Here is a 20,382-nt window from a genome sequence, read left to right on the forward strand (position 1 = left end):
CCTTCTATTCCGTTTTTGTATACTCTATTACTACATAGCCTGTATACGCAGTTCTATCATTGCCTGGTTCGACTACAATGTCGGTCTTATTTGCGAAGAGTCCGATTTGCGATGCGAAGTTGTTGTACCGGGCAAGGGGCAGTGGCAAGAATACGGTCCCATTTGTCGCAAAGCCTGTTAAACTGACAATAGTGCTGAGGTTTGATATGCCGTGAGCTACGCTTTTCGGTGTCGTATTTGTAAGTGTCCCAAGATTCACTTGCTTGCGATAAATTGTCTTACCATCTATCCATAGTCGCCCAGTGTTTTGTTCTGTAGTTGAATAGTCGCTAAAAGAAGAAACCATTTTAGTAGCTGTAATTGTACGGTCTGCAATTTTTAAACCTGTAACTGCTCCATTGGCAATTCTTGCAGTAGTTACAGGTTCATTATTGATATTAAGCCAGTTTGCTTGTCCAGAAGGGTTATTAAATACGAAAACAGAAATCACATAGAAAGTCAGCGTATTGCGAGAAATAAAGAAACCCATTGCCCGCTGATATCCATTTCCCGTATTGTCCCCGCTATGTTTTATCAAAAAGACATGGCCGTCGTCACTTGGCTGGTCACTAAACTTATTGCCACTCCATGAGGTGAAATAAAAGGCATCTCCAGGTTTCATATAATACAACGCATATTGTCCAATCGATATAGTTCCTCCGCCAACATTGATTTCGAGCGCAGGTAGTTTTCCATACAGATTGTTGATAGTAGATGCTACGTTGTCTCCTTGAATCTTTGAATCTACCTCCGTCAAGTCGCCTAAGGTTTCCTCAACTGTTACTAGCGTATCCTCCACTGCTCCTAAAGCCTGTGCAATTTCAGATATGCCAGTTGGAGCCGATATTGCTGTTTTCACCTCGCTCAAGTCGGAGTGTAATTTTTGGGCTATTGTCAATTCAGCTTTTCCGAATACTACACTGATACTCTGGCCATCTGCGTCATAGGTTTCTTCAACTTCGGTGATGCGTGTCGTCATGGATACACCCCATGCTTTGGAAATGACTTTGACGGTCTGCCCAAGATCGAAGTCTATCTTATATGTCAAATTACCGTGTGGATTGACCGATGTATCAAATGAATAGCGTATTGCCTGCTCACTCAGCTTACTTTGACCTCGAAAGATTAGTGTATCAATGTAATCTAAACCAAAGTCTTCTGCCCGTAAGTCCTTAGCATCCACAAAAATTTCGTGCCTTGTCTCACCAGAGCCACTTGTAATTGCAACAAAAGTTCTGTCTGGACCTTCTCCTTCACCACCAACAAGGGCGGTGTTGGCATAATCTCCAGCACTTATTGTATAAATCTGTTCTGTAAGGTTTTCATATTCCTTAGAAAATACAGCTTGTGATTCCGTTCCCATATATAACGCTACGGTAAAAACCCCTGTAGCAGGAGTGAACACAGTCTTAATGCCAACATCCGATGCAACACATAGTTCCGTCACAGCATCCATCAAATTTCGATACGATACCTGTGTGCTGATAGGAACATTAAAGTTTGGAGCAGAAAAGGATATGTTCGCAATCTTCCTTGCTACATCAGAAGGATTGATAAGATTATTATTTAAAAGTTGCTCTACACAAGTAGAAATATCACCAGACAATTTCTCCGTTTGCCAAACAATGCGGCGGGAGAGGAAGGAAGTTGCAAACCGACCACTTGCAGTAATAATTTCATGCTCGGTTTGAGAAAGTTCCAGATGTTCGATGATCCCGACTTCCTCATCATCATTTTTCCAGATGATATTCCCTTCCTTTAATAGTTCTGTATTTTCCAAAGTTGCAATCGCTTTTAACTCAAATGAGCCACACTGGGAATAGCGTCTCGTCCAGCGTAAGTACTCGAAGGACTCCACAATGCCCACAAGATCTCGGTTTAAATTGTAGATATACAGTTCCATTTTCACACCCCCAGAAACTGCGGACGAAAGTAAATACTAACCTCTAGCAGTTCCATATTGACTGAAGCATCGTATCGTAGTGTATTAAGACCTGCCGCGAGTTGAAAGAACACCGAATTGGTATCCAACAGTGAAAAAGCATTTGTAATCGTTGACCCATTAATCTGGACCACACGCTTACCAGCGAAGTGGGTGTATACGCGAAGTTCATCCCCAGCGCTCATTGTAGTGAGAAGTCGGATATATTCTCCCGTGTCTATGTTTAATAGTTCAGGGTTCGACACAGTACCTAAGGCTCGGAATACAATCTCACATCCACAAGATACATCCCCGATATTTTCCACTGTAATGATTTGGCTAGGTTGACGCATTCCGAACTCCATCCCACTCATAGGAATTTCCAATTCAAACTCAAATAGCGGTATCCATGATGCCAGTTCCTCTCGCACCTCATTTAATGTCTCGAAGAAAGGGGATGGGCAGAGTAGACTGACAAAGAAGTTTGGTATTCGTTGCCGATTAGAAACACTAAAACCTGCCTCCTCCACCACGCAGGATATCTGTCGGTCACGGTATTGAAGGGTCCCTAGTAGCTTTGGGCTGAATATTTGAAGGAATCGTTGTCTCCTTTTAAAGGCTTCATCGGGAGTATCAGCAACAACCGTACCTTCAATCGTTATGTTTCGCATATCTAGTGTGGAGGAAATATAAAAAGCGCCATCTTGGTCTGGCGCCTTGAAAGTGTTAACAGTTTGACGGATGTTGCCAGTACCATCTATCTTCGTAAGAAAGTACGGTCGGCTTTGCTTTAGCGTAATACTCTCTCCATCTCTATTGGTATATGTTAGTTCCATTGCCGTACCTCCTTTACAATTCAAGTGCCAGTTTACGGGATAGGTTCTTAAACTCCCGTGCTAGTTCTTTTTCTGATAGAGCCTTAGGTGTCACTACAGAAATGTTTTGAGTGATACTTGCACCAGTGGCATTGCCTTGCCCAGATACACCTCTGTAATTAAAGTCAAAGCTGGTTGGCACTGCATTTTGCATATCCCTTGAAACTGCTGTCATTGCATCCTCAAAACCTACACCGATACCTTCACCCATGTTGCGGCCAATTCCAGCAAATAGGGTTGAAGGAGAGCGGATACCGAAGAAGTCTTTAATCCTTGAAACAACATTTCCGAAAAATCCAGATATTTTACTCCATAGCCATGCCCCTGCGTCTGAAATACCTTGCCATAGACCTTTAATCAGATTGCCACCCACTTGAGCCATTTGACCGATATAGCCAGTAAAGGCTTTGATCAGTCCAGAGATAATCTGCGGTACTGCTTTAACAATCTCCACGATTATCCTTGGTAGGTTTGCAATCAATGCCACAAACAGTTGTACACCCGCTAAGATAATCTTATCGATGTTACCAATAACGGCTTTGACCAGCGAGCTAACAATCTTGGGAATAGCACCTACAACAGTAGTAATAATCTGCGGCAATGCCTGAATGAGTGAAACTAGAAGCCGGATACCTGCATCAATAATCAAAGGAATCGACCCAATAACAGCATTGATGATACTGTCGATAATTTGCGGAATTGCTTCCACAACTGCTGTAATAATGGTAGGCAAAGCTGTAACCAGTGAGGACAATAATTGAATACCCGCTTCAATAATCTGCGGAATAGATTTAATGATAAAATCCACTATTGCTTTGATGATGACAGGCAATGCAGAAGTAAGCTGGGGTATGGCATCTACCAATCCCTGTGCTAATCCTAAAATCAACTGCAAAGCGGCATCCAAAATGAGTGGTAGGTTATCCATCAATCCTTGGACAATCTGCATAACTGCAGAAACTGCCGCAGGGATGAGTTGTGGTAACGCTATGCCGATTCCCTCCACAAGTGCTGTTACTAATTCAATTGCTGCATTTATTAGCAGTGGAAGGTTATCAATTAATGCACCGACAATCGTCATTAGAGCACTTACTGCAGCTGGGATAAGTTCCGGTAAAAGATTTAAAATGGTCTCCAGTACTTGCGTGAATATATTTGTAACTAATTCAAGAAGCATTGGAAGCAAGTCTGCAACCGCCGCTAATATTGCGCCTGTCGCTGTTGGTAAGGCGGCTACGATATTTTCTAAAACAGGTACGATATTAGTGACAACCGCTTCGAAGGCATCCACAAGATTCTCAGTCAGATTCGTCATATCAGCATTGGCATTGCCGAGTCCGGCTGTAAATGAGCCAAGTGCAGCTTGTAACAATCCAATGGAACCGGATATTGTCTCGGTTGACTCTCTCGCAAAATTCCCAGCATACTGCTCCGTATTCTCAAAGAACATCTGCATTGCCACTTCAGCCTTTTCCGCTTGTGTTGCGGTATTCCAAGTAAAATCCAGACCCTTTGCGAGAGCATAGGCTTCGATGTTTGTAGCGTTCATCGCAACACCTAAGTTATCCATCATATCAAAGTTACCCTTTGCCGCCCCAGTGACTGCCTCCAATGCCGAGGACATATCAATACCCATAACAGATGCCATATCTGCCGCACGTTGCATGGCCTTTTCTGTTAGCTCAAGACTCCTCTGTTGCTGTATACCAGAACCTTGTAACAATGCCCCCATTTTGTTGGCGGTCGCAAGATACTCACTTTGGGAAACACCAAGATTTTTATAGGCTTCCTCACCAGTTTTCTGAATCGATGCAGCATATGCTCCAAAAACCGCCTCCGATCCACCTAGGTTTTGTTCTAATTCTCCGAACTGAGTAACTACCTCTTTACCTAACTTAATAGCCGCGGCTCCAGCGGCAACGGCAACCGCACCCATCGCCACACCAATTCCCTTGAGTACACCGCCAAGCTTTTCAAACCTGCCACCAGCATCCTCTGCACTTTTACCGGAATCCTCTAACTCTTCACCGAGATTATCCGCTTCTATTGTAGACTCCTCAAGTTCACGTTCCATAAGGTTCAGTTCTGCTTGTGCCCTGTTCAGCTGAATCTGCCAGTTCTGAGTACGGCGGTCATTTTCACCAAAAGAGGAGGAGGCATTATCAAGGGCAGCCTTAAGGGTAGAGATCTTTTCTTTCTGTGCGTCAATTTCTTTATTCAAAACGGCATTACGAGCGGTAACTGACTGAATGGATTTATCGTTTTTATCAAACTGACTCGTTACAAGGGCCATTTCACTGCCCAATACTTTAAATGATTGATTGATTTCTCTCAGTGCGTTCTTGAATTCACGCTCGCCTTCAACACCTATTTTTAAACCAAAATTGTCTGCCATGCCTTCACCTCCTCCTAAATACCTGGTGGGATAATATCGTCAATGGTCCGTGTTTTCTTTGGCTTTTCAATACCATGCCATTGTTTATGACAAGTCCATAAATCAAAAAACAGCCCAATTGGCATAAGCCAGAATTCCTCTGTCTCCATGCCCATCTGAACTGTTCCATAATAAAGAAGCCGGGTAAAGACCTCATCGTCCGTTACCCGACTTCCACGTTTTTTGGAGTTTCCTCCTCACTTTCTACATTTCGCTTTGTACCTTTGAACATCGCCTCGGTAATTGCAGTTTTATATGCCGATAAATCAAGCGGTGAGGTAAGAAGCTCTACTTCTTCCTCTGTCAGTAATTCTTCTGGTGCATTCTTATTCTTTAGGTTTCGAATCAAAATGGACTGGTTTGCAAGCAGCGTGATGAGCCAAACAATCTCATCCAGTGCCATCTCAAAGTTTTCTGATTTCATCAGTTTTTCTCCAAGGTTTTCAAGACCACCGTAACGACCGGCAATGGCCTTTGTAGCTCGTGTAGTTAAAACCAGTTCATACTCTTTGTCACCTATGTTGATTGTGGCACTTCTATCATTGTCCATTATTTCTCCTCCTATGGTTCAGGTGTATAGACAGGTTCATAGACCTCAGTGAACCAGCCTGTTATGGTGGTCGATGAAACACCAGGATCACCTTCTGTAACTTCCGCTTTCCATGGGTGCTTGCCCAATCCATCCAGCTTATTCCTGCGCATAACGGTTCCTTCAATGGTGGGTGTAGAAAAGGTAATGGAATCAGCCTTTGTCTGTAAGTTGGTAGCTGGTAGTCCAAACTTAACACGATACAGCCAAAAATAGCGATATGTTCCATTAGCCCTTTGCGCACGAAACCCCACTGCAACGGGTGTACCCACGTTTTCACTAGCAGAGATTAGTACTCCGTTGTCATCAGTAGAAGCGCCAGTTAAATCCGCTGCGACCGTCGGACCAATGTCGTCTACACCGAGGGTGAGAGTACCACTGTTAAAGTCTTTCACAACCTCCGCCGCACCGTCGTCAGCGTACAGAATGGCTTCCACTAGTTCTACCGAAAGTTCAGCAGTGATGGCTTTTGCAAGTACAGAAGGTTGGGCATAAGTTTCCTCACCGTTAGCGTCCTCGGTTATTTTTGAATAGTACAGTCTATCAAGACCGATAGTTGCCATGTGTTATTCCTCCAATCTATAGTTTTTCGCCACATCGATGGCATAATGGTGATATCCAGTATCATCCTCGTGACCGATATATCTTCGTTCAGTCACAGTAAAATCTGCATTTATTAAAGCAGTTGTGAGCTGCCGTTTCCGCTCTAGGTAATTATTTTTTGAAAACAGTGATATCCTCGCTTCCTGCACATCAAAGCCTGGACGATTATCCGCATGAACTTCAAAAATATCCGAAAGAGGGAGAATCACAACATACTCATCTGGTGCCAAACCTGAAAAAACCCCGGTTTCCACGGGGAGCGGTATGGTGGTCACTATTGTATTAAGTTCCACTAAGATATTCATATTTTGTCGATCTCCTCCTCCAGCTTGGCGACCATTGCGTTGATGCAGGGTTTCCTAGATGCATTCCTCGCAGGCTTTAGGAAGGGTTTTGCAGGCTGACCATGCTTGCCATATTCAATGATGCTGGCAAGTTTAGCATTGCTCTCACCATCAGAACGTGGCTCAGCAAAGCCGACTTTTACATTGAAGTTTCCGTTTCTATCCTGTTTTGCACCAGAAAGGCCCAGTGAAGATAGCAACTCACCAGTGCTTTTGGATGGATATTTCGTGTCCTTGCCAACCACCTTGCTCAAATTTCCCTTAACTTTATCCAGCACCACTTCACCGCCAACTTCCAAAACCTTAGGAAGAATCACATCGGTTTGGTCAGCTAATCGGGATACCTTTAAAAGGAATTCTTCTGGCATCTTTATATTCGCTTTTGCCATATCCATCACCTCACAGTTGGTTCTAGCTTTTCGGCTAAAACCTCGACATACATCCCTCGGTTTCTTACATCCTCAACACTTAAAATCTGATATCTACCATCATCACAGACGATGACCATTTCATTCGTCACCTTAAGTCCATAAATTTTCCTAAACCGAAACAAAGAAGTTGCAGATGAAAATGATGCCATATTCGTCCACCGCTCACTGCCATGCCGATCTTCCTTGTAAGCAAGTACACTTGCGAGTATGTTGTCACCTTTTGTGGCGAAGCCTTCCTTATCCTTTGTGGGTATCGTGCTAATGATATCGATGAAGGTGTTCATCTTCCCAAAGCTCACGCTAAACACCCCACTCTCGATCAAGTCGTAAAAGCAAGTTCACTGTATTCCATACTTGTTGTCCCGCCTGTACGCTATCAGCAAAGAAACCTGCCGTCGAGCCATCTCTACTTTCATAGAAATGACTCGACAACATAATCACTGCTTGTTCTGTTGTTGGAGGCATAGCACGGGTTTCATAATAGTTTTCAGGAACGTGCTGATAGCTCTGTGCATAGGAGACTGCAGCAGTGATAAATCCAATAAGGAGGGCATCATCCTGATCATGTGCTAAAATTAAGTTCGCTTTAACTTTAGGCAAGAGATTATCTGCCACTGCCATACCACCAACCTCCTTTACATTCCACCTTAGTCAGCCTCCATAAGCCCCGCTACTTTTAGTTTGGCAAGCAGGGCATTGAAGTCCGTAACTAAACCGGCAACATCGGTGGCGGTGCTGTCTGCCTGGTTTTCAGCAACAGGAAGCCCCGTAACCGAGGCCCCTTCTTTAATTTCTAAAACACCGCCGATGACAGTTTTCTCTCCGCCTTGTTCGGTATAATTCTTCGTGTTATAACTCATAAAGCACCTCCGTTAGGCTTTCTGTTGGAGTACCTTAACGGCCTCCGGTAAGATAAGCTTTCCATCAACTCGTTGAGTCGCAATAAATCCTACTTGACCTGTGACAGCATAGAGTTCATTTAAGCGTTTGAATACTCGTCCTTGACGGTCTGCCACCCAGTAATAACTAAAATCACCGAATACCACAGTCTTTGCACCTGCTTCAATAGTAGGTACATATGCTGAGGTGTACAGCGGACGGTTAAGGATCATATCAGGTGTTCCTGCCTGGATGGAAGGTTGCCATAGGTATTGCCCATTACCGTCTTTCAATTTACGAATAGCCTTTATTGTGGCATCGTTCATTACGAATACTGCCTTATTACGATAAGGTGCTTTTAAGCTGTAGAATAAATCTAATACCTCATCCAAAGTGATGGCAGTGGCACTTGCCGCAGTAACACCAACTTGGCCGCCTCCTGTCGCATTAAGAATGCCTGTTGGCTTTCCTGTACCGTCACCTACAAAGAAGGCTTCCTCCTCCTTGTTACCAATACGACGTGCGAATTCTCTCGTGATATAGCTTTCGAGATTAAACACGGAATCATTTAGCAGTTCCTCAGAGACTTTGATCATCGTCGCCAGTTTATAAGCACCGATGGATACTTGACCGAAGCTGTCATCACTTTCTGGGATGGCTCCTTCTTCATCTATCCAGCTTGCAGTGCCTTTGCTTGCAACAACGGGAATCTTGCGGTCACCGGAAGATGTAGTGATTACATTGGCCAACCTACGGAAAATATTTTCTTCCTCTAGAGCTTCTACTAAATTACGCTCAAACTCATCTGGCACAAGGAATCCGCCTTCAGAATCGGTGCCAATCTTTAGAGCGTTTCTTACTTCATAGCTGACATTGTCACGCATAGCGTTCCAGAAAGCTTTTTTGTATTCAGCACTTGCACGACCAGTCTTTTCCTCTCCAGTTCTAGTAGGTTCGTTCGTAATTGGGTTACTGATTGCTTTCGACAGTTCCAAGTCAATAGTTGCTTGACGTTCCAAACGCTCAATTTCCCTGCCAAGAGCCACCACGTCTGCTTCCATTTTTTCATAGGTTGTCGTGTCCTCAGCGGATAACAGTCCGTCACCGCCACGTTTTGAATCAAGGAATGCCTTTGCTGCGTCCCAAGCTTTAGCGCGTTTCTCACGCAATTCAAGAATTTTACTCATTGTTATTTCCTCCTTTAAATTAGTGCAAAATTAAAGAAAGCCGCTTATCCAGCGACTCAATGGGTGTACCTGTTTTCTGTTTTGGTTGTTTTGGCAGTTTGCTGATAAGCGAGTTAGTAACCGCCATCCTGCTAAAGATAAGACTATCCGTCAAATCTGGTGTTTCACTTTCCATGAACATGATCTTGTCTGCAAAACCAAGTTCAATGGCTTTATTCGCATTCATCCATGATTCTGCGTCCATCAGATGGGAGAGCTTTGTTCGGGAAAGACCCGTTTTTAACTCATAGGCATTAATAATGCTTTCCTTGACCTCATCCAATAGAGCCTTTGCCCGCAACATTTCCTCACTGTCACCGATAGCAATCGTTGATGGGTTATGAATCATAAGCATGGAAACCGGGGACATATACACATCTCCACCAGCCATTGCAATAACGGATGCCGCACTTGCCGCAAGCCCATCAATCTTTACAGTGACTTTTCCGGTATACTCCATCAGCATGTTATAAATCTGAGCTGCTGCGAACACATCACCACCAGGGGAATTAATCCACACCGTAATATCGCCAGTGCCTGCCAGCAATTCATCTTTAAAAATCTTAGGTGTGACCTCATCGCCCCACCACGTTTCTTCGGATATCACTCCGTTTAAATAGAGGGTACGTTCTTCATCAGAATCTCGCACCCAGTTCCAGAACTTCCTCATTTACTGACCTCCTTCGGTTTTGGCAAACGCGCCTGCGTCAGCCAGTTTTGTCATATTTCCGTTAACCAGATATAAATCGCCGCCTTCCTCAGCTGGTATGCGGTTCATATCCTCCAGTTCACGGATATCGTTGGCAGACATCCAGCCATTTTGCCGTCCTATTGCGTAGCCATTCATACGACTTTGGTAATCACCACGAAGCAGACCGTCCAAATTGAACTTGATAAACAGTGAAGTTTTTTCAGAAGGCAAAATAAGCGATTGCTGGAGACTTTGTTCCCATCGCACCACCCACGGATCGAGGGTGTATTTTACAAACTCCAAAGATTGCTGCTCAATATTGGAGAAACTAGACTTCTCAAGATCACCCACCATATGGGGCGGCACCCGGAAAATCCTCGCAATCTCATTAATTTGGAATTTCCTTGTTTCAAGAAATTGTGCCTGTTCCGGCGGGATACCAATGGCTTGAAACTTCATGCCTTCTTCCAACACAGCAATTTTGTGAGCATTACCTGTGCCTTGGTAGGCACTATTCCAACTATCCTTGACCCTCTGTATGTCTTTGATTACCCCTGGGTGTTCCAGCACACCTCCCGGATTAGCACCATTGGCAAAGAATGCCGCACCGTACTCTTCAGTAGCAAGTGACATACCGATTGCATTTTTTGCCATGGCAATAGGGCTATAGCCAATGAGTCCATCAAAACCTAAGCCGGGTATGTGTAGGACTTCATCTTTACGGAGTGTGACATAGCCACCTTTTGGGTTTAGGCCACTTTCGTCAGTATCACGATAGTAGGTATAGACCAGCTCTCCGTTTGTTGCTCGACTAACTTCCATCTTGTTGGGGAGTAGGGGATAGAGTGCAACTGCCTGCCCACGACCGTTTCTGACCACCTGTGCATAGGCATTTCCCCAAAGCAAAAGATGACTCATCAGTGTTTCTCGAAACACGAATGAAGTCATCTCTGGATTTGGTTCATCATGAAGAAGGTAATACAGCGGGTGGAAAGGAAGCTTTTCTTTACCTCCATCAGAACGATATCTATATACATGAAGTGGCAGTCCTGCAATCGCTTCAGCTAGTATCCTTACGCAAGCATACACTGCTGTTGCCTGCATTGCAGTACGCTCATTCACTGTTTTACCAGATGACGTACCGCCAAACAGGAAGGAAAATGCACTACCCACACGGTTTTGCGGTTTGTCTCTTGACCGAAATAGTCCTTTTATTAGATTCATAGGCATCACCTCCGAATATAAACATTGTGCTAACCATTAAGGTTTAAAAGACAATCAAACCTCTCTCGTCATACACCGAATCTCCACTATTACCTGAGCCACAGCGTATAGCACGGTCAAGTGCCATAATAGTCGCAACCGCACCATCTATTTTTTCTGTACTTTTTTCCTTGTCCGGCTTCACGTTGCCAGCCGGATCGGTTTTTATAAAGATGTTATCCATCATCCAACGAAGCACTGGATGCCCACCGTGTGCTATTCTTTCTTCTAATGTCAATTTCATCAGTTCTTTGGTTGGTGGTGACATATCTTTAAAACCTTGACCGAATGGAACGACAGTAAAGCCTAACCCTTCAAGGTTCTGAACCATTTGAACTGCTCCCCAACGGTCAAATGCAATTTCTCGAATGTTATACTTTTCGCCAAGCTCTTCAATAAACCGCTCAATGTAGCCGTAATGCACTACATTACCTTCTGTGGTTAGAATATACCCTTGCTTCTCCCAAAGATCGTATTGTACATGGTCTCTTCGAACTCGGAGGTCAATGTTGTCCTCCGGCATCCAAAAATACGGAAGAACAATGTATTTATCTGTTTCATCCTCTGGTGGGAATACCAACACAAAAGCTGTAATGTCTGTTGTAGAAGATAGGTCAAGACCCCCATAACACACCCGTCCTTCGAGACTTTCTGGTATAACTGGAAATGCACAGGCATCCCACTTTGCCATTGGCATCCATCGGACAGATTGTTTAACCCACTGATTTAGGCGCAATTGCCGGAAGCTGTTCTCCTCAGCTGGGTTCTGCTTTGCACTTTCACAAGCTGCTCTTACCTTGTCAATCCCCACTGTAATTCCTAAGCTTGGATTTGCTTTCTTCCACACCTTTGGGTCTGTCCAATCATCCTCTTCTTTGGCTCCGTAGATTACGGGATAAAAAGTAGGGTCGTATTTTCTGCCCTCAATAATATCAACCGCTTTTTGGTGTGTTTCGTAGCAAATACTCTGAGTATCTGTTCCAGCAGTGGTGATAAGGAAATATAGCGGTTGGGTTCTCGCATCCCCAGACCCTTTCGTCATAACATCAAACAGTTTCCGGTTTGGTTGAGTATGAAGTTCATCAAACACAACACCGTGTATATTGAAGCCGTGTTTGGAGTAGGCTTCAGCCGACAATACCTGATAGAAGCTGTTGGTCGGCAGGTACACCAATCGCTTAGTTGAAGCCAGCAACTTTACACGTTTATTCAGTGCTGGACACATCCGCACCATATCGGCTGCTACCTCAAATACAATTGATGCCTGCTGGCGGTCAGCGGCACAACCGTACACCTCTGCCCGTTCTTCACCATCACCGCAAGTGAGGAGAAGCGCAATTGCTGCAGCAAGTTCGCTTTTTCCCATCTTTTTAGGTATCTCTACATAAGCAGTGTTAAACTGCCGATATCCATCTGGCTTTAAAATTCCGAATAAATCACGGATTATTTGCTCCTGCCAATCGATAAGTTCAAAAGGCTTACCTGCCCATAAACCTTTCGTATGGGAGAGTGCTTCGATAAAAGCCACAGCGTAATCAGCAGCATCCTTATCGTAATATGACCCATCAGCTATAAAGGCGGTCGGCTTATATTTCTTCAGTTTCCGCATAAACACCGCCCCTTTTATGAAAAAGGACAAAAGAAAAGAGCCTCAATCCTATAGATGAAGCCCTTCTCCTTATCCTGTTTAATTTTATTTACTTATTTCCATCCACTTCCCCTGTCATTATGAAATGAGCATATTCCACTTTATGGTCTATTAAATAGACTAACAATTCATAAAACCCTCGTTCATTTGCTTCATACTGGACTCGGTTCACATCAAACATATTTGTGACTCCACTTTCACGGATGGAAATGATTTGTTCCTTAATTATCTCATTCATTGATTGCCTCCTCCGATTCAGCTGAATCGGTTGTCGCTTTGCGCAGGATATCCACATCGAAGCCCGCACTCTTATAGCCTTCTAATATGGTACTGTAATAATGACAGCTCGGTTGTCCAAGCGGTCTTCCGTCATTCATAATGTAGACCATCGCATTAACGGTTTTGCCGTTCAATTTCACTTTTACGGTTTCCTTGCGATAAAGGAAAGGCCATCCTTCGTAGCGGTCAAGTGCCGCTTCATCAGCCGGTGTAATTTCCCACACCAAAACTGGTACATTGTCCTCCTTAAAAGGCTCAATGGTCGCCACAGCGCCCGCGTGTGCCCCTCTAAATAACAAGCGATGGTTATTGATTTGGCTTGTTCCTACCACCTTCGCTGTGGGGCATCTGTTGGCCATTTGCTCCAGGTTAAGGTTGGAGCCATAGGCAAGATATAATTTACTATTCATTGTCATCCTCCTTCTTAGCTTTGGGGGTTAAGGGCAGCTCATGCCGCCCGAAACCGCCATGCAGCTGAACCCGAAAGTGCTGCGGTTAAATGTTCTCTGCAGTTTGCAAATTCGTCGCCAATAAAACCAATTCGGTTTAGGTAGGTTCTCATGGCGAATTTCTCGTTCTCCACTTGAGGTTTCTTTGCCGATGCACACTTTTGTGTTAAGGCTTGGTGGTTAATGGCGAGTGCTAGAACGATGTAGCTTCTTATCTTCCCAGCATGAAGCTCGCTGTTAAACCCTCGAAGTTCAACTGTATGGTTTCCAGTAAAAAAGCTGTGAAGGTTGAGGAAATGGTAGCGGCTATTGTGATAGTGGGCGCTTCTACTCTCACTGTAGCCTTCGTACCAAATGTCCTCTATTTCTCTCAAAGTTTTAGGCTTCTTGCGGTTCATTTTCTCAACCAAAATGCTGTCCATCCTTTTGCAGTAGTTCATTCTCTGCGGTGCAATTTGAAGTGCTTTGTAAAATAAGTCGTTTTTGCTTGCAATGATATTTACAAAGTTTCGGATACTTCTTGGTGTATGCTTAGCACCGTCTAGATGAATGTGAATGCCACAAGATGTATTTGTAAAGGCTCCGGCTTTGCGAAACTTTCTCACCAGCTCCTGTAATGTTTCAATGTCCTCTTGATAGGTAAGGATGGGGCTGACTAACTCGACGCTGTATTCTCTGCCAGCGGCGACCTTCCTTCCACCTTCTTTTCTTTGACAGTGGATGCTCCCGTCACTCATAAACTTCCAAACCCGTCCGTCTGGTGCTGTTACCTTTTTCGTATCGTAATAGGTCCCGCCTTCAGCATAAGTGCCTTGTAGAAATTCAGTAACAACCTTTGCTGCTCTTTCCCTTGTGATTCCTGTGAACTCGATTTCGATTCCAAATTTTGCGTTTAACATTTTTCTCGCTCCTTCTAAAGTGTGTGTGTCCTTTTGGCGTGTACATATATCACTCTAAAAGGCTTTTATAGCAAGACAATTTCGCAATATAAATCTACATATTTGCTGCCATATTTGGCTCAAAATGTGTATGGTTACTCTTCGATTTTCTTGCATAAATCCTCACCAAAGGCCACTCCAAGGGAACCACCGGAATCCCAACTGACGTGAATCGTTCCGATGTCATCAACACTAGTAACCGTACCTTTAGCTCCGGGTTGAAGTTTTGTATATGGGTCGTTCATTCTAAGTAGCATGACACGGGTTCCTGGAGTGTAATAGCTTCTAAGTTGCTTTAACATTTCTGGGTGAATGATATTCATTGTTCACTCACCTCCTGCTTGGCTGCCCCGCTTTTAAAAGCAGAGCTACCTGATAGCTTAGAGAGGAGAATCTTTCGTTCCGTTTTATATTCTGGGCCGATGAAGCCAAGCCTGAGAAGGAAGCAACGGAAAGCGTACTTTTCATTCTCTACTGATTTCTCGGTGGAGTTGACGCGGGTCTGTTTTTTCGCCATTTCGCAAAGTGCTGTTATAAAATGGGTGTATGCCTTAACTTCTTCTGCTGAGCACTCACCTTGAAACCAAGGGAAGGCGACAAATTCTTCAGTTACTTTGATTGGAATGGAGTCCGTATCAAGTGCTGTCTTTATAAGAGCTTCTTTACTCTCTACCAATCCTTTTAAGTTCTCAAGGGCCGTGTCAGTAAAATCTGCCCGTGGCATTTGAATTACCAGATTGATAGCTTCTTCAGTTTCAGTAGCTTCTGTTTTCTGAAATGGTGTCTCAAATTCTTCTGAAATTGACTTGAAGTCGTGAAGTCTCAGTAGGTCACCAACCAGTTCAGAATTATCTGGCCCACTGAGTACTCCGTTTTTGTCAATATTGTAGTCAGCCACCTCATATGCAAATGTAGGTGCACCGAGGTATTTAACAGGAACATTCAGTTCTTGGCTGATCGCGTTAACCAGTGCTTTTCTTTTTGGTCCTGTAACATTATAGTTAATCTTCATTTTCATACCGCCTTTCTATTTTCGGTACGTACATATATCACTCTAAAAGCTGTTATTATCAAGTCATTTAGAGCATCTTTCTGTAGAAAATACTGTTCTATTAATCGGCGGTATTTTGTGTAGATAAATCAACATTTGGCAGGTCACCATATCTAAATTTCGAACCATCTCTTAAAAGAAACACACCATCCGAGTTTCCGACTTGCTCAATATACCTTTCCACAATGACATCACAGTACTTTTCATCCAGTTCAATGGTGTAGCAAATTCTATCGGTCTGCTCACAAGCAATCAGTGTACTTCCTGAACCACCAAAGGGATCAAGCACGATGCAGTTACTAAGGCTCGAATTCATAATGGGGTATGCCACAAGTGCCACTGGTTTCATGGTTGGATGGTCGCCATTTTTCTTTGGTTTCTCAAACTCCCAGATGGTGGTCTGCTTGCGGTCTGAATACCAGAGATGCTTACCTTTCTTTTTCCATCCAAAAAGTACTGGTTCATGTTGCCACTGATAAGGGGAACGACCGAGAACAAGGGATTGCTTCTTCCAAATACAAGTACCGGAAAGATAAAATCCTGCATCGGAGAATGCTCTTCTAAAATTGAGTCCCTCCGTGTCGGCATGAAATACATAAATAGAAGCGTCCTTTGCCATCGCTGCTTCAGTATTTTGAAATGCTGCAAGCAGGAAATCATAGAACGCTTCATTACCCATATTGTCATTTTTAATTTTTCCAGCAGAACCTTCATAGTTGACGTTATATGGAGGGTCTGTAACTACTAGATTGGCAGCTTTCCCATCCATCAAGACATCAAAGGTGTCTTTCCTTGTACTGTCTCCGCAGACCAATCGATGCTGTCCAAGTATCCAAACATCCCCTAAATGTGAAATAGCGGGCTTTTTCAGCTCGCTATCTACATCGAAATCATCTTCTTTTATATTATCCTTAAGGGAATCCTTAAAAAGATCATCCAATTCTCCTGGGTCAAAACCTGTTAGAGATACATCAAAGTCAGAAGCATCTAAGTCTGTGATAAGTAGCGCCAATTTATCTTTATCCCAATCACCACTTATTTTATTTAGTGCAATGTTCAGGGCCTTTTCCTTTTGCCCATCCATTTCAACTACTACGCATTCTATTTCATCCATGCCCATACTCAGCAGGACTTTCAAGCGTTGGTGACCTCCGATAACCCTGCCTGTGGTCTTATTCCATATAACGGGTTCTACATACCCAAACTCCTCAAGGGAACGTTTAAGTTTCTCATACTCTGGATCACCTGGTTTTAAATCCTTCCTTGGGTTATAGTCAGCGGGGATGAGTTGTTTCGTTTTAATCTTTTCAATCAACATACTTTTCCACCGCCTTTCTAAACTCACTGTATTTATTTACATCCTCCCATGGGAACAGACAACTGTTAAAGTGACCATAAACCGCTGTATCAGAATAAATCACATTTCTGAGACGCAGCTTTTCAATAATGGCCGCAGGTCTTAAGTTGAAAGTCCCCTGAGCAGCAATAGTTAGTATTTCATCAGAAACAGTTCCTGTGCCAAGGGTATTTACAGTAAAGGCTACAGGATTTGCCTTACCGATGGCATAGGAAATACTCACTTCACATTTCTTGGCATAACCACACCAAACGATATGTTTAGCAATATACCGAGCCATGTAAGCACCGCTTCGGTCAACTTTGGTTGGGTCTTTGCCACAAAGAGCACCACCCCCATGGGATGCAAGCCCTCCATAGGTATCGACCATGATTTTTCTTCCAGTCAAACCTGTATCGGCAGCGGGACCACCAAGAACAAACTGCCCTGACGGATTGATGAGAAGTTCGGTTTCATCATCAAAAGGGAAGTCCTCAAAGCACTGCCATAAGACATTATTAAGGATATCCGCCTTAAGTTCTTCCTGTGTTTTATTCTTATCATGCTGCACAGAAATCACAATCGTCTTTATTCTCACTGGAGTGTCATCCTCATATTCCACCGTTACCTGTGCTTTACCATCAGGAAGAATCCCTTTGATCAGCTTTCCTTTGCGACAATCATCCAGTCTCTTTACGATTCTGTGAGATAGTACAAGGGGTAGGGGAAGCATTTCTCTTGTTTCCTTTGTAGCAAAGCCATACATTGTTCCCTGGTCTCCGGCACCTATTGAACCGTACTGTTCGTTTATGCCATTTCGTGCTTCCAGTGCGGTGTTCACACCAGCCGCAATATCTACACTTTGATTATGTACATATACATAAATCAAAAATTTTAGGGGATTGTAGCCCACATCCTTTAGTACATTTTTTACAATGTCTCTAATGTTCACTTTCTCGCTGCAGGAGATCTCGCCCGCCACGATAATTTTCCCCTTGGTTGCCATTACCTCACAAGCGACACGTGATGCCCTATCTTTACGTAGGCAAGCTTCCAAAATGCTATCTGCTATGATGTCGCATAGTTTGTCAGGATGTCCAGCACATACACTTTCGGCTGTTAAATATCTTTTACTCATTACATCATATCTCCTCATCTTTATTTTCCTCTGCGGGCAGATAGCAGTCGCTCCATCACGTCGTCCTGTGGATTTAAACCAGAATACTCTGTAGCACAATTCTCTCGAACGATTTGATATATCTCCATCCATAGCCTGTTTGTCTGGCTCATAAAGTTCTGACTCATCGCTACATAAGGACTTTGAATTGCATTGCCGGTGGTTGGGTGCTTGGCTAGAAAGCCAAACTCGGTTACTGCTTCCTCACACTGTATCCATCTGGCCGCACTCATGGCATATCGCTCTAGAAGCTGTGGAAGTACCAAATGGGCACAGCCTCGCTCCTCAAGCCATTTCCATGTAATTTCATAGATTTCACTCGCTACTAGGGTTTTTCCATCCTTTTGCACTGCGGAGAGCATGGCCATTGGCTTTGGCATTTCCTGCCCCTTCAGGTCAGCGGTATTTTGGAACTCAACGACTTCAAGCTTTCTCTTACCAGGATTCCCCTCTGCAATTTTGTCAGCAAGTGGTTTCTTCTTTTGACCGGAGCCTATACGGGCGCCGCCACGATTTGTTCCATCTTTGGCCATTCACTCACCTCTTTTCGTCGATGGGCCTATTACCCTGTTTGATACCGCGAATTTTCACGCGTTGCCCCACGCCCGTTACACAAAAGAAAAGCTGTGGAGATTTGACTCCCCCCTACCGGGTTCCCCAACGGTCTCCATCTCTTGCCGTGATGGCAGAGTGGCAAGGAGTACAAAGAGCCATCAGATTACTTCTATCGTGAGTCCCTCCTCTTGCAAGAGGAAGAATGTGATGGACTTCATTTGCTGGGGTCAGCTTTCCTTGTCGTTTGCATTCCTCACAAAGCGGATGAGCTGCAATGTAGCGGTCACGTATCCTTTTCCAAGCACGGCCATAACGTTTACGAGTTGCTGGGTCACGATCATACTTTTCATACCGTGCAGCTTCCTTCTTACTATGCTCTTCACAAAAGCGCTTGTCGGTTAGCTCTGGGCAACCTGGGTAAGAGCACGGTCGCTTTGGTTTCTTTGGCATACTGCACCTCCTTTTGCCCATAGAAAAAGCCCTCGCAGGAGAAATGCTCCCGTGAAGGCTTCAGTTTACTAATATTCCATACTACCATTATATAACTTTCACTACGGACAAACAGTGTCATCGTATGCCAAACTGTGCCAAAGTGTGCCAACCTTTTGCAAGAATTCAAATTACTGCGCACAAAACCACCAATTGATATTTTAAAATATCCAAAGTTATTGACATGTTTATTGTCAATTATTATAATAAAAATGTCCAACATCTTTGACATAGGTGATGCTGTTGAAAAATAAAATTAAAGCAATACGGAACAAATTGGGGATAACACAAGAGCAACTTGCTAAGAAGTGTGGAGTTGTTAGACAAACAATAAATTGTATAGAGAATGATAAATATGATCCCACACTGGAATTGGCTTTCAAATTATCAAAAACGTTAAAAGTAAAGGTAGATGAATTGTTTATTTATGAATAAATTTCATTCAAATTATATAATAACAATGAAAGATATTGTAAGAGAAGGTAATGATATCTTACATCGACCAACACTAGAAGTGATGGTACCTCCCTCTGAGGAAGATAAGGAAACATTAACTAGTATGATGAATTTCTTAAAAAATAGTCAAGACCCCATTCTATCCAAAAAATATAAATTGCGTGGAGGAGTTGGATTATCCGCGAATCAGATTGGCTTGAATAAGCGAATGTTTGTAGCGTATTTCACTGACGAGAGGGAGAAAGAACATGAATATACTCTTATTAATCCAAAAATAATAAGTCATTCAGTTTCTATGATTTACTTACCACCAAGTGAAGGTTGCCTTTCTGTTGATCGAGATATAAATGGATTCGTCCCAAGATATGAAAGAATTAAAGTGAAAGGGTTTAATTTAGAAGGAGAAGAAATAATATTAAAACTCAATGGCTATTCCTCTATTGTTATTCAACATGAAATAGATCATCTAAATGGAATTATGTTTTATGACCGTATCAATAAAGATAATCCTTTCAAACTACCTGAAAACTGTAAAAGTTTATACTGAAATCACGCATTAGGCAGATACTCAAAGCAGGTAAGAAATGAGCTGTTGTTTTGACAGCTCATTTTAATTTAATTAATCATTAAAAGTGAAATACTAATTATTTGAATCACTGCTATTTTCCCACATTGACTAAAGGTAGTGGAGAAGATGGCCTTTTGACCC

The 20,382-nt window shown here is 43.3% G+C and carries 26 protein-coding genes; 2 read left to right on the plus strand and 24 right to left on the minus strand.

Annotation, left to right across the window (positions count from 1 at the left end):
• Positions 1 to 4: 4 nt before the first annotated feature.
• The 24 genes from MHB44_RS19605 to MHB44_RS19720 all read right to left on the minus strand — a co-directional run bounded on the left by MHB44_RS19605 (position 5) and on the right by MHB44_RS19720 (position 19,178).
• Positions 5 to 1,942 (minus strand): siphovirus ReqiPepy6 Gp37-like family protein, encoded by a 1,938-nt coding sequence (locus MHB44_RS19605; protein ID WP_341300527.1) that lies wholly within the window; start codon positions 1,940 to 1,942, stop codon positions 5 to 7.
• A gap of 2 nt (positions 1,943 to 1,944) precedes the next feature.
• Positions 1,945 to 2,796 (minus strand): phage tail family protein, encoded by an 852-nt coding sequence (locus tag MHB44_RS19610; RefSeq protein WP_341300528.1) that lies wholly within the window; start codon positions 2,794 to 2,796, stop codon positions 1,945 to 1,947.
• A 13-nt stretch (positions 2,797 to 2,809) separates the two neighbouring features.
• Positions 2,810 to 5,230, minus strand: a complete 2,421-nt coding sequence (locus MHB44_RS19615) for a phage tail protein (protein WP_341300529.1) — start codon at positions 5,228 to 5,230, stop codon at positions 2,810 to 2,812.
• Positions 5,231 to 5,244: 14 nt separating this feature from the next.
• Positions 5,245 to 5,385, minus strand: a complete 141-nt coding sequence (locus MHB44_RS19620) for a hypothetical protein (RefSeq protein WP_018664398.1) — start codon at positions 5,383 to 5,385, stop codon at positions 5,245 to 5,247.
• 47 nt (positions 5,386 to 5,432) lie between these two features.
• Positions 5,433 to 5,819 carry a hypothetical protein gene (locus MHB44_RS19625; RefSeq protein WP_018664397.1) on the minus strand — a complete coding sequence of 129 codons (387 nt, stop codon included), beginning with the start codon at positions 5,817 to 5,819 and terminating at the stop codon, positions 5,433 to 5,435.
• 11 nt (positions 5,820 to 5,830) lie between these two features.
• Positions 5,831 to 6,421 (minus strand): major tail protein, encoded by a 591-nt coding sequence (locus MHB44_RS19630; protein ID WP_018664396.1) that lies wholly within the window; start codon positions 6,419 to 6,421, stop codon positions 5,831 to 5,833.
• A gap of 3 nt (positions 6,422 to 6,424) precedes the next feature.
• Positions 6,425 to 6,766 carry a hypothetical protein gene (locus MHB44_RS19635; protein WP_341300530.1) on the minus strand — a complete coding sequence of 114 codons (342 nt, stop codon included), beginning with the start codon at positions 6,764 to 6,766 and terminating at the stop codon, positions 6,425 to 6,427.
• On the minus strand, positions 6,763 to 7,194 hold the full coding sequence (locus MHB44_RS19640) for an HK97-gp10 family putative phage morphogenesis protein (protein ID WP_136832100.1): 432 nt from the start codon (positions 7,192 to 7,194) through the stop codon (positions 6,763 to 6,765). The genes MHB44_RS19635 and MHB44_RS19640 overlap by 4 nt, the downstream gene beginning before the upstream one ends.
• 5 nt (positions 7,195 to 7,199) lie before the next feature.
• Positions 7,200 to 7,535 (minus strand): head-tail adaptor protein, encoded by a 336-nt coding sequence (locus MHB44_RS19645; RefSeq protein WP_341300531.1) that lies wholly within the window; start codon positions 7,533 to 7,535, stop codon positions 7,200 to 7,202.
• Between the two features lies 1 nt (position 7,536).
• Positions 7,537 to 7,857 carry a head-tail connector protein gene (locus MHB44_RS19650; RefSeq protein WP_341300532.1) on the minus strand — a complete coding sequence of 107 codons (321 nt, stop codon included), beginning with the start codon at positions 7,855 to 7,857 and terminating at the stop codon, positions 7,537 to 7,539.
• A 26-nt stretch (positions 7,858 to 7,883) separates the two neighbouring features.
• Complete coding sequence (locus MHB44_RS19655; protein ID WP_327868545.1) at positions 7,884 to 8,096, minus strand: head fiber protein; 213 nt, start codon at positions 8,094 to 8,096, stop codon at positions 7,884 to 7,886.
• Between the two features lie 12 nt (positions 8,097 to 8,108).
• Positions 8,109 to 9,302 (minus strand): phage major capsid protein, encoded by a 1,194-nt coding sequence (locus tag MHB44_RS19660; RefSeq protein WP_039236524.1) that lies wholly within the window; start codon positions 9,300 to 9,302, stop codon positions 8,109 to 8,111.
• Between the two features lie 19 nt (positions 9,303 to 9,321).
• Positions 9,322 to 10,011 carry a head maturation protease, ClpP-related gene (locus MHB44_RS19665; protein WP_015926200.1) on the minus strand — a complete coding sequence of 230 codons (690 nt, stop codon included), beginning with the start codon at positions 10,009 to 10,011 and terminating at the stop codon, positions 9,322 to 9,324.
• Positions 10,012 to 11,256 (minus strand): phage portal protein, encoded by a 1,245-nt coding sequence (locus MHB44_RS19670; protein ID WP_341300533.1) that lies wholly within the window; start codon positions 11,254 to 11,256, stop codon positions 10,012 to 10,014.
• Positions 11,257 to 11,299: 43 nt separating this feature from the next.
• Positions 11,300 to 12,904, minus strand: coding sequence for a terminase TerL endonuclease subunit (locus tag MHB44_RS19675; protein ID WP_015926202.1), 1,605 nt, complete (start codon positions 12,902 to 12,904; stop codon positions 11,300 to 11,302).
• 88 nt (positions 12,905 to 12,992) lie between these two features.
• Positions 12,993 to 13,181, minus strand: coding sequence for a DUF5049 domain-containing protein (locus MHB44_RS19680; protein ID WP_341300534.1), 189 nt, complete (start codon positions 13,179 to 13,181; stop codon positions 12,993 to 12,995).
• The gene (locus tag MHB44_RS19685; protein ID WP_100330403.1) at positions 13,174 to 13,632 is read right to left on the minus strand and encodes a gamma-glutamylcyclotransferase family protein; all 459 of its coding nucleotides are present in this window, start codon (positions 13,630 to 13,632) and stop codon (positions 13,174 to 13,176) included. The genes MHB44_RS19680 and MHB44_RS19685 overlap by 8 nt, the downstream gene beginning before the upstream one ends.
• A 38-nt stretch (positions 13,633 to 13,670) precedes the next feature.
• Positions 13,671 to 14,570 (minus strand): amidoligase family protein, encoded by a 900-nt coding sequence (locus MHB44_RS19690; RefSeq protein WP_341300535.1) that lies wholly within the window; start codon positions 14,568 to 14,570, stop codon positions 13,671 to 13,673.
• 134 nt (positions 14,571 to 14,704) lie between these two features.
• Positions 14,705 to 14,932, minus strand: coding sequence for a DUF4314 domain-containing protein (locus MHB44_RS19695; protein ID WP_100330401.1), 228 nt, complete (start codon positions 14,930 to 14,932; stop codon positions 14,705 to 14,707).
• Positions 14,929 to 15,621: a virulence protein gene (locus tag MHB44_RS19700; protein WP_341300536.1), complete on the minus strand. Its 693-nt coding sequence runs from the start codon at positions 15,619 to 15,621 to the stop codon at positions 14,929 to 14,931. Before MHB44_RS19700 ends, MHB44_RS19695 begins: the two co-directional genes overlap by 4 nt.
• Before the next feature lie 100 nt (positions 15,622 to 15,721).
• A complete protein-coding gene (locus tag MHB44_RS19705; protein WP_341300537.1) occupies positions 15,722 to 16,978 on the minus strand; it encodes a site-specific DNA-methyltransferase in 1,257 nt (418 codons plus the stop codon).
• Positions 16,968 to 18,134: a methionine adenosyltransferase gene (metK, locus tag MHB44_RS19710; RefSeq protein WP_341300538.1), complete on the minus strand. Its 1,167-nt coding sequence runs from the start codon at positions 18,132 to 18,134 to the stop codon at positions 16,968 to 16,970. The genes MHB44_RS19705 and metK overlap by 11 nt, the downstream gene beginning before the upstream one ends.
• A gap of 20 nt (positions 18,135 to 18,154) precedes the next feature.
• The gene (locus MHB44_RS19715; RefSeq protein WP_001029957.1) at positions 18,155 to 18,706 is read right to left on the minus strand and encodes a P27 family phage terminase small subunit; all 552 of its coding nucleotides are present in this window, start codon (positions 18,704 to 18,706) and stop codon (positions 18,155 to 18,157) included.
• Positions 18,707 to 18,818: 112 nt separating this feature from the next.
• Entirely contained in the window at positions 18,819 to 19,178 is a 360-nt protein-coding gene (locus tag MHB44_RS19720) for an HNH endonuclease signature motif containing protein (RefSeq protein WP_031536860.1), read from the minus strand.
• 282 nt (positions 19,179 to 19,460) lie between these two features.
• Here MHB44_RS19720 and MHB44_RS19725 point away from each other — a divergent pair, with 282 nt between their 5' ends.
• Both MHB44_RS19725 and def read left to right on the plus strand, forming a co-directional pair.
• Positions 19,461 to 19,652, plus strand: coding sequence for a helix-turn-helix transcriptional regulator (locus MHB44_RS19725; protein ID WP_027625332.1), 192 nt, complete (start codon positions 19,461 to 19,463; stop codon positions 19,650 to 19,652).
• Entirely contained in the window at positions 19,645 to 20,220 is a 576-nt protein-coding gene (def, locus tag MHB44_RS19730) for a peptide deformylase (RefSeq protein ID WP_341300539.1), read from the plus strand. Before MHB44_RS19725 ends, def begins: the two co-directional genes overlap by 8 nt.
• Positions 20,221 to 20,382 lie beyond the last annotated feature (162 nt).

Source organism: Lysinibacillus sp. FSL H8-0500 (assembly GCF_038051955.1).
GTDB lineage: Bacteria > Bacillota > Bacilli > Bacillales_A > Planococcaceae > Lysinibacillus > Lysinibacillus macroides.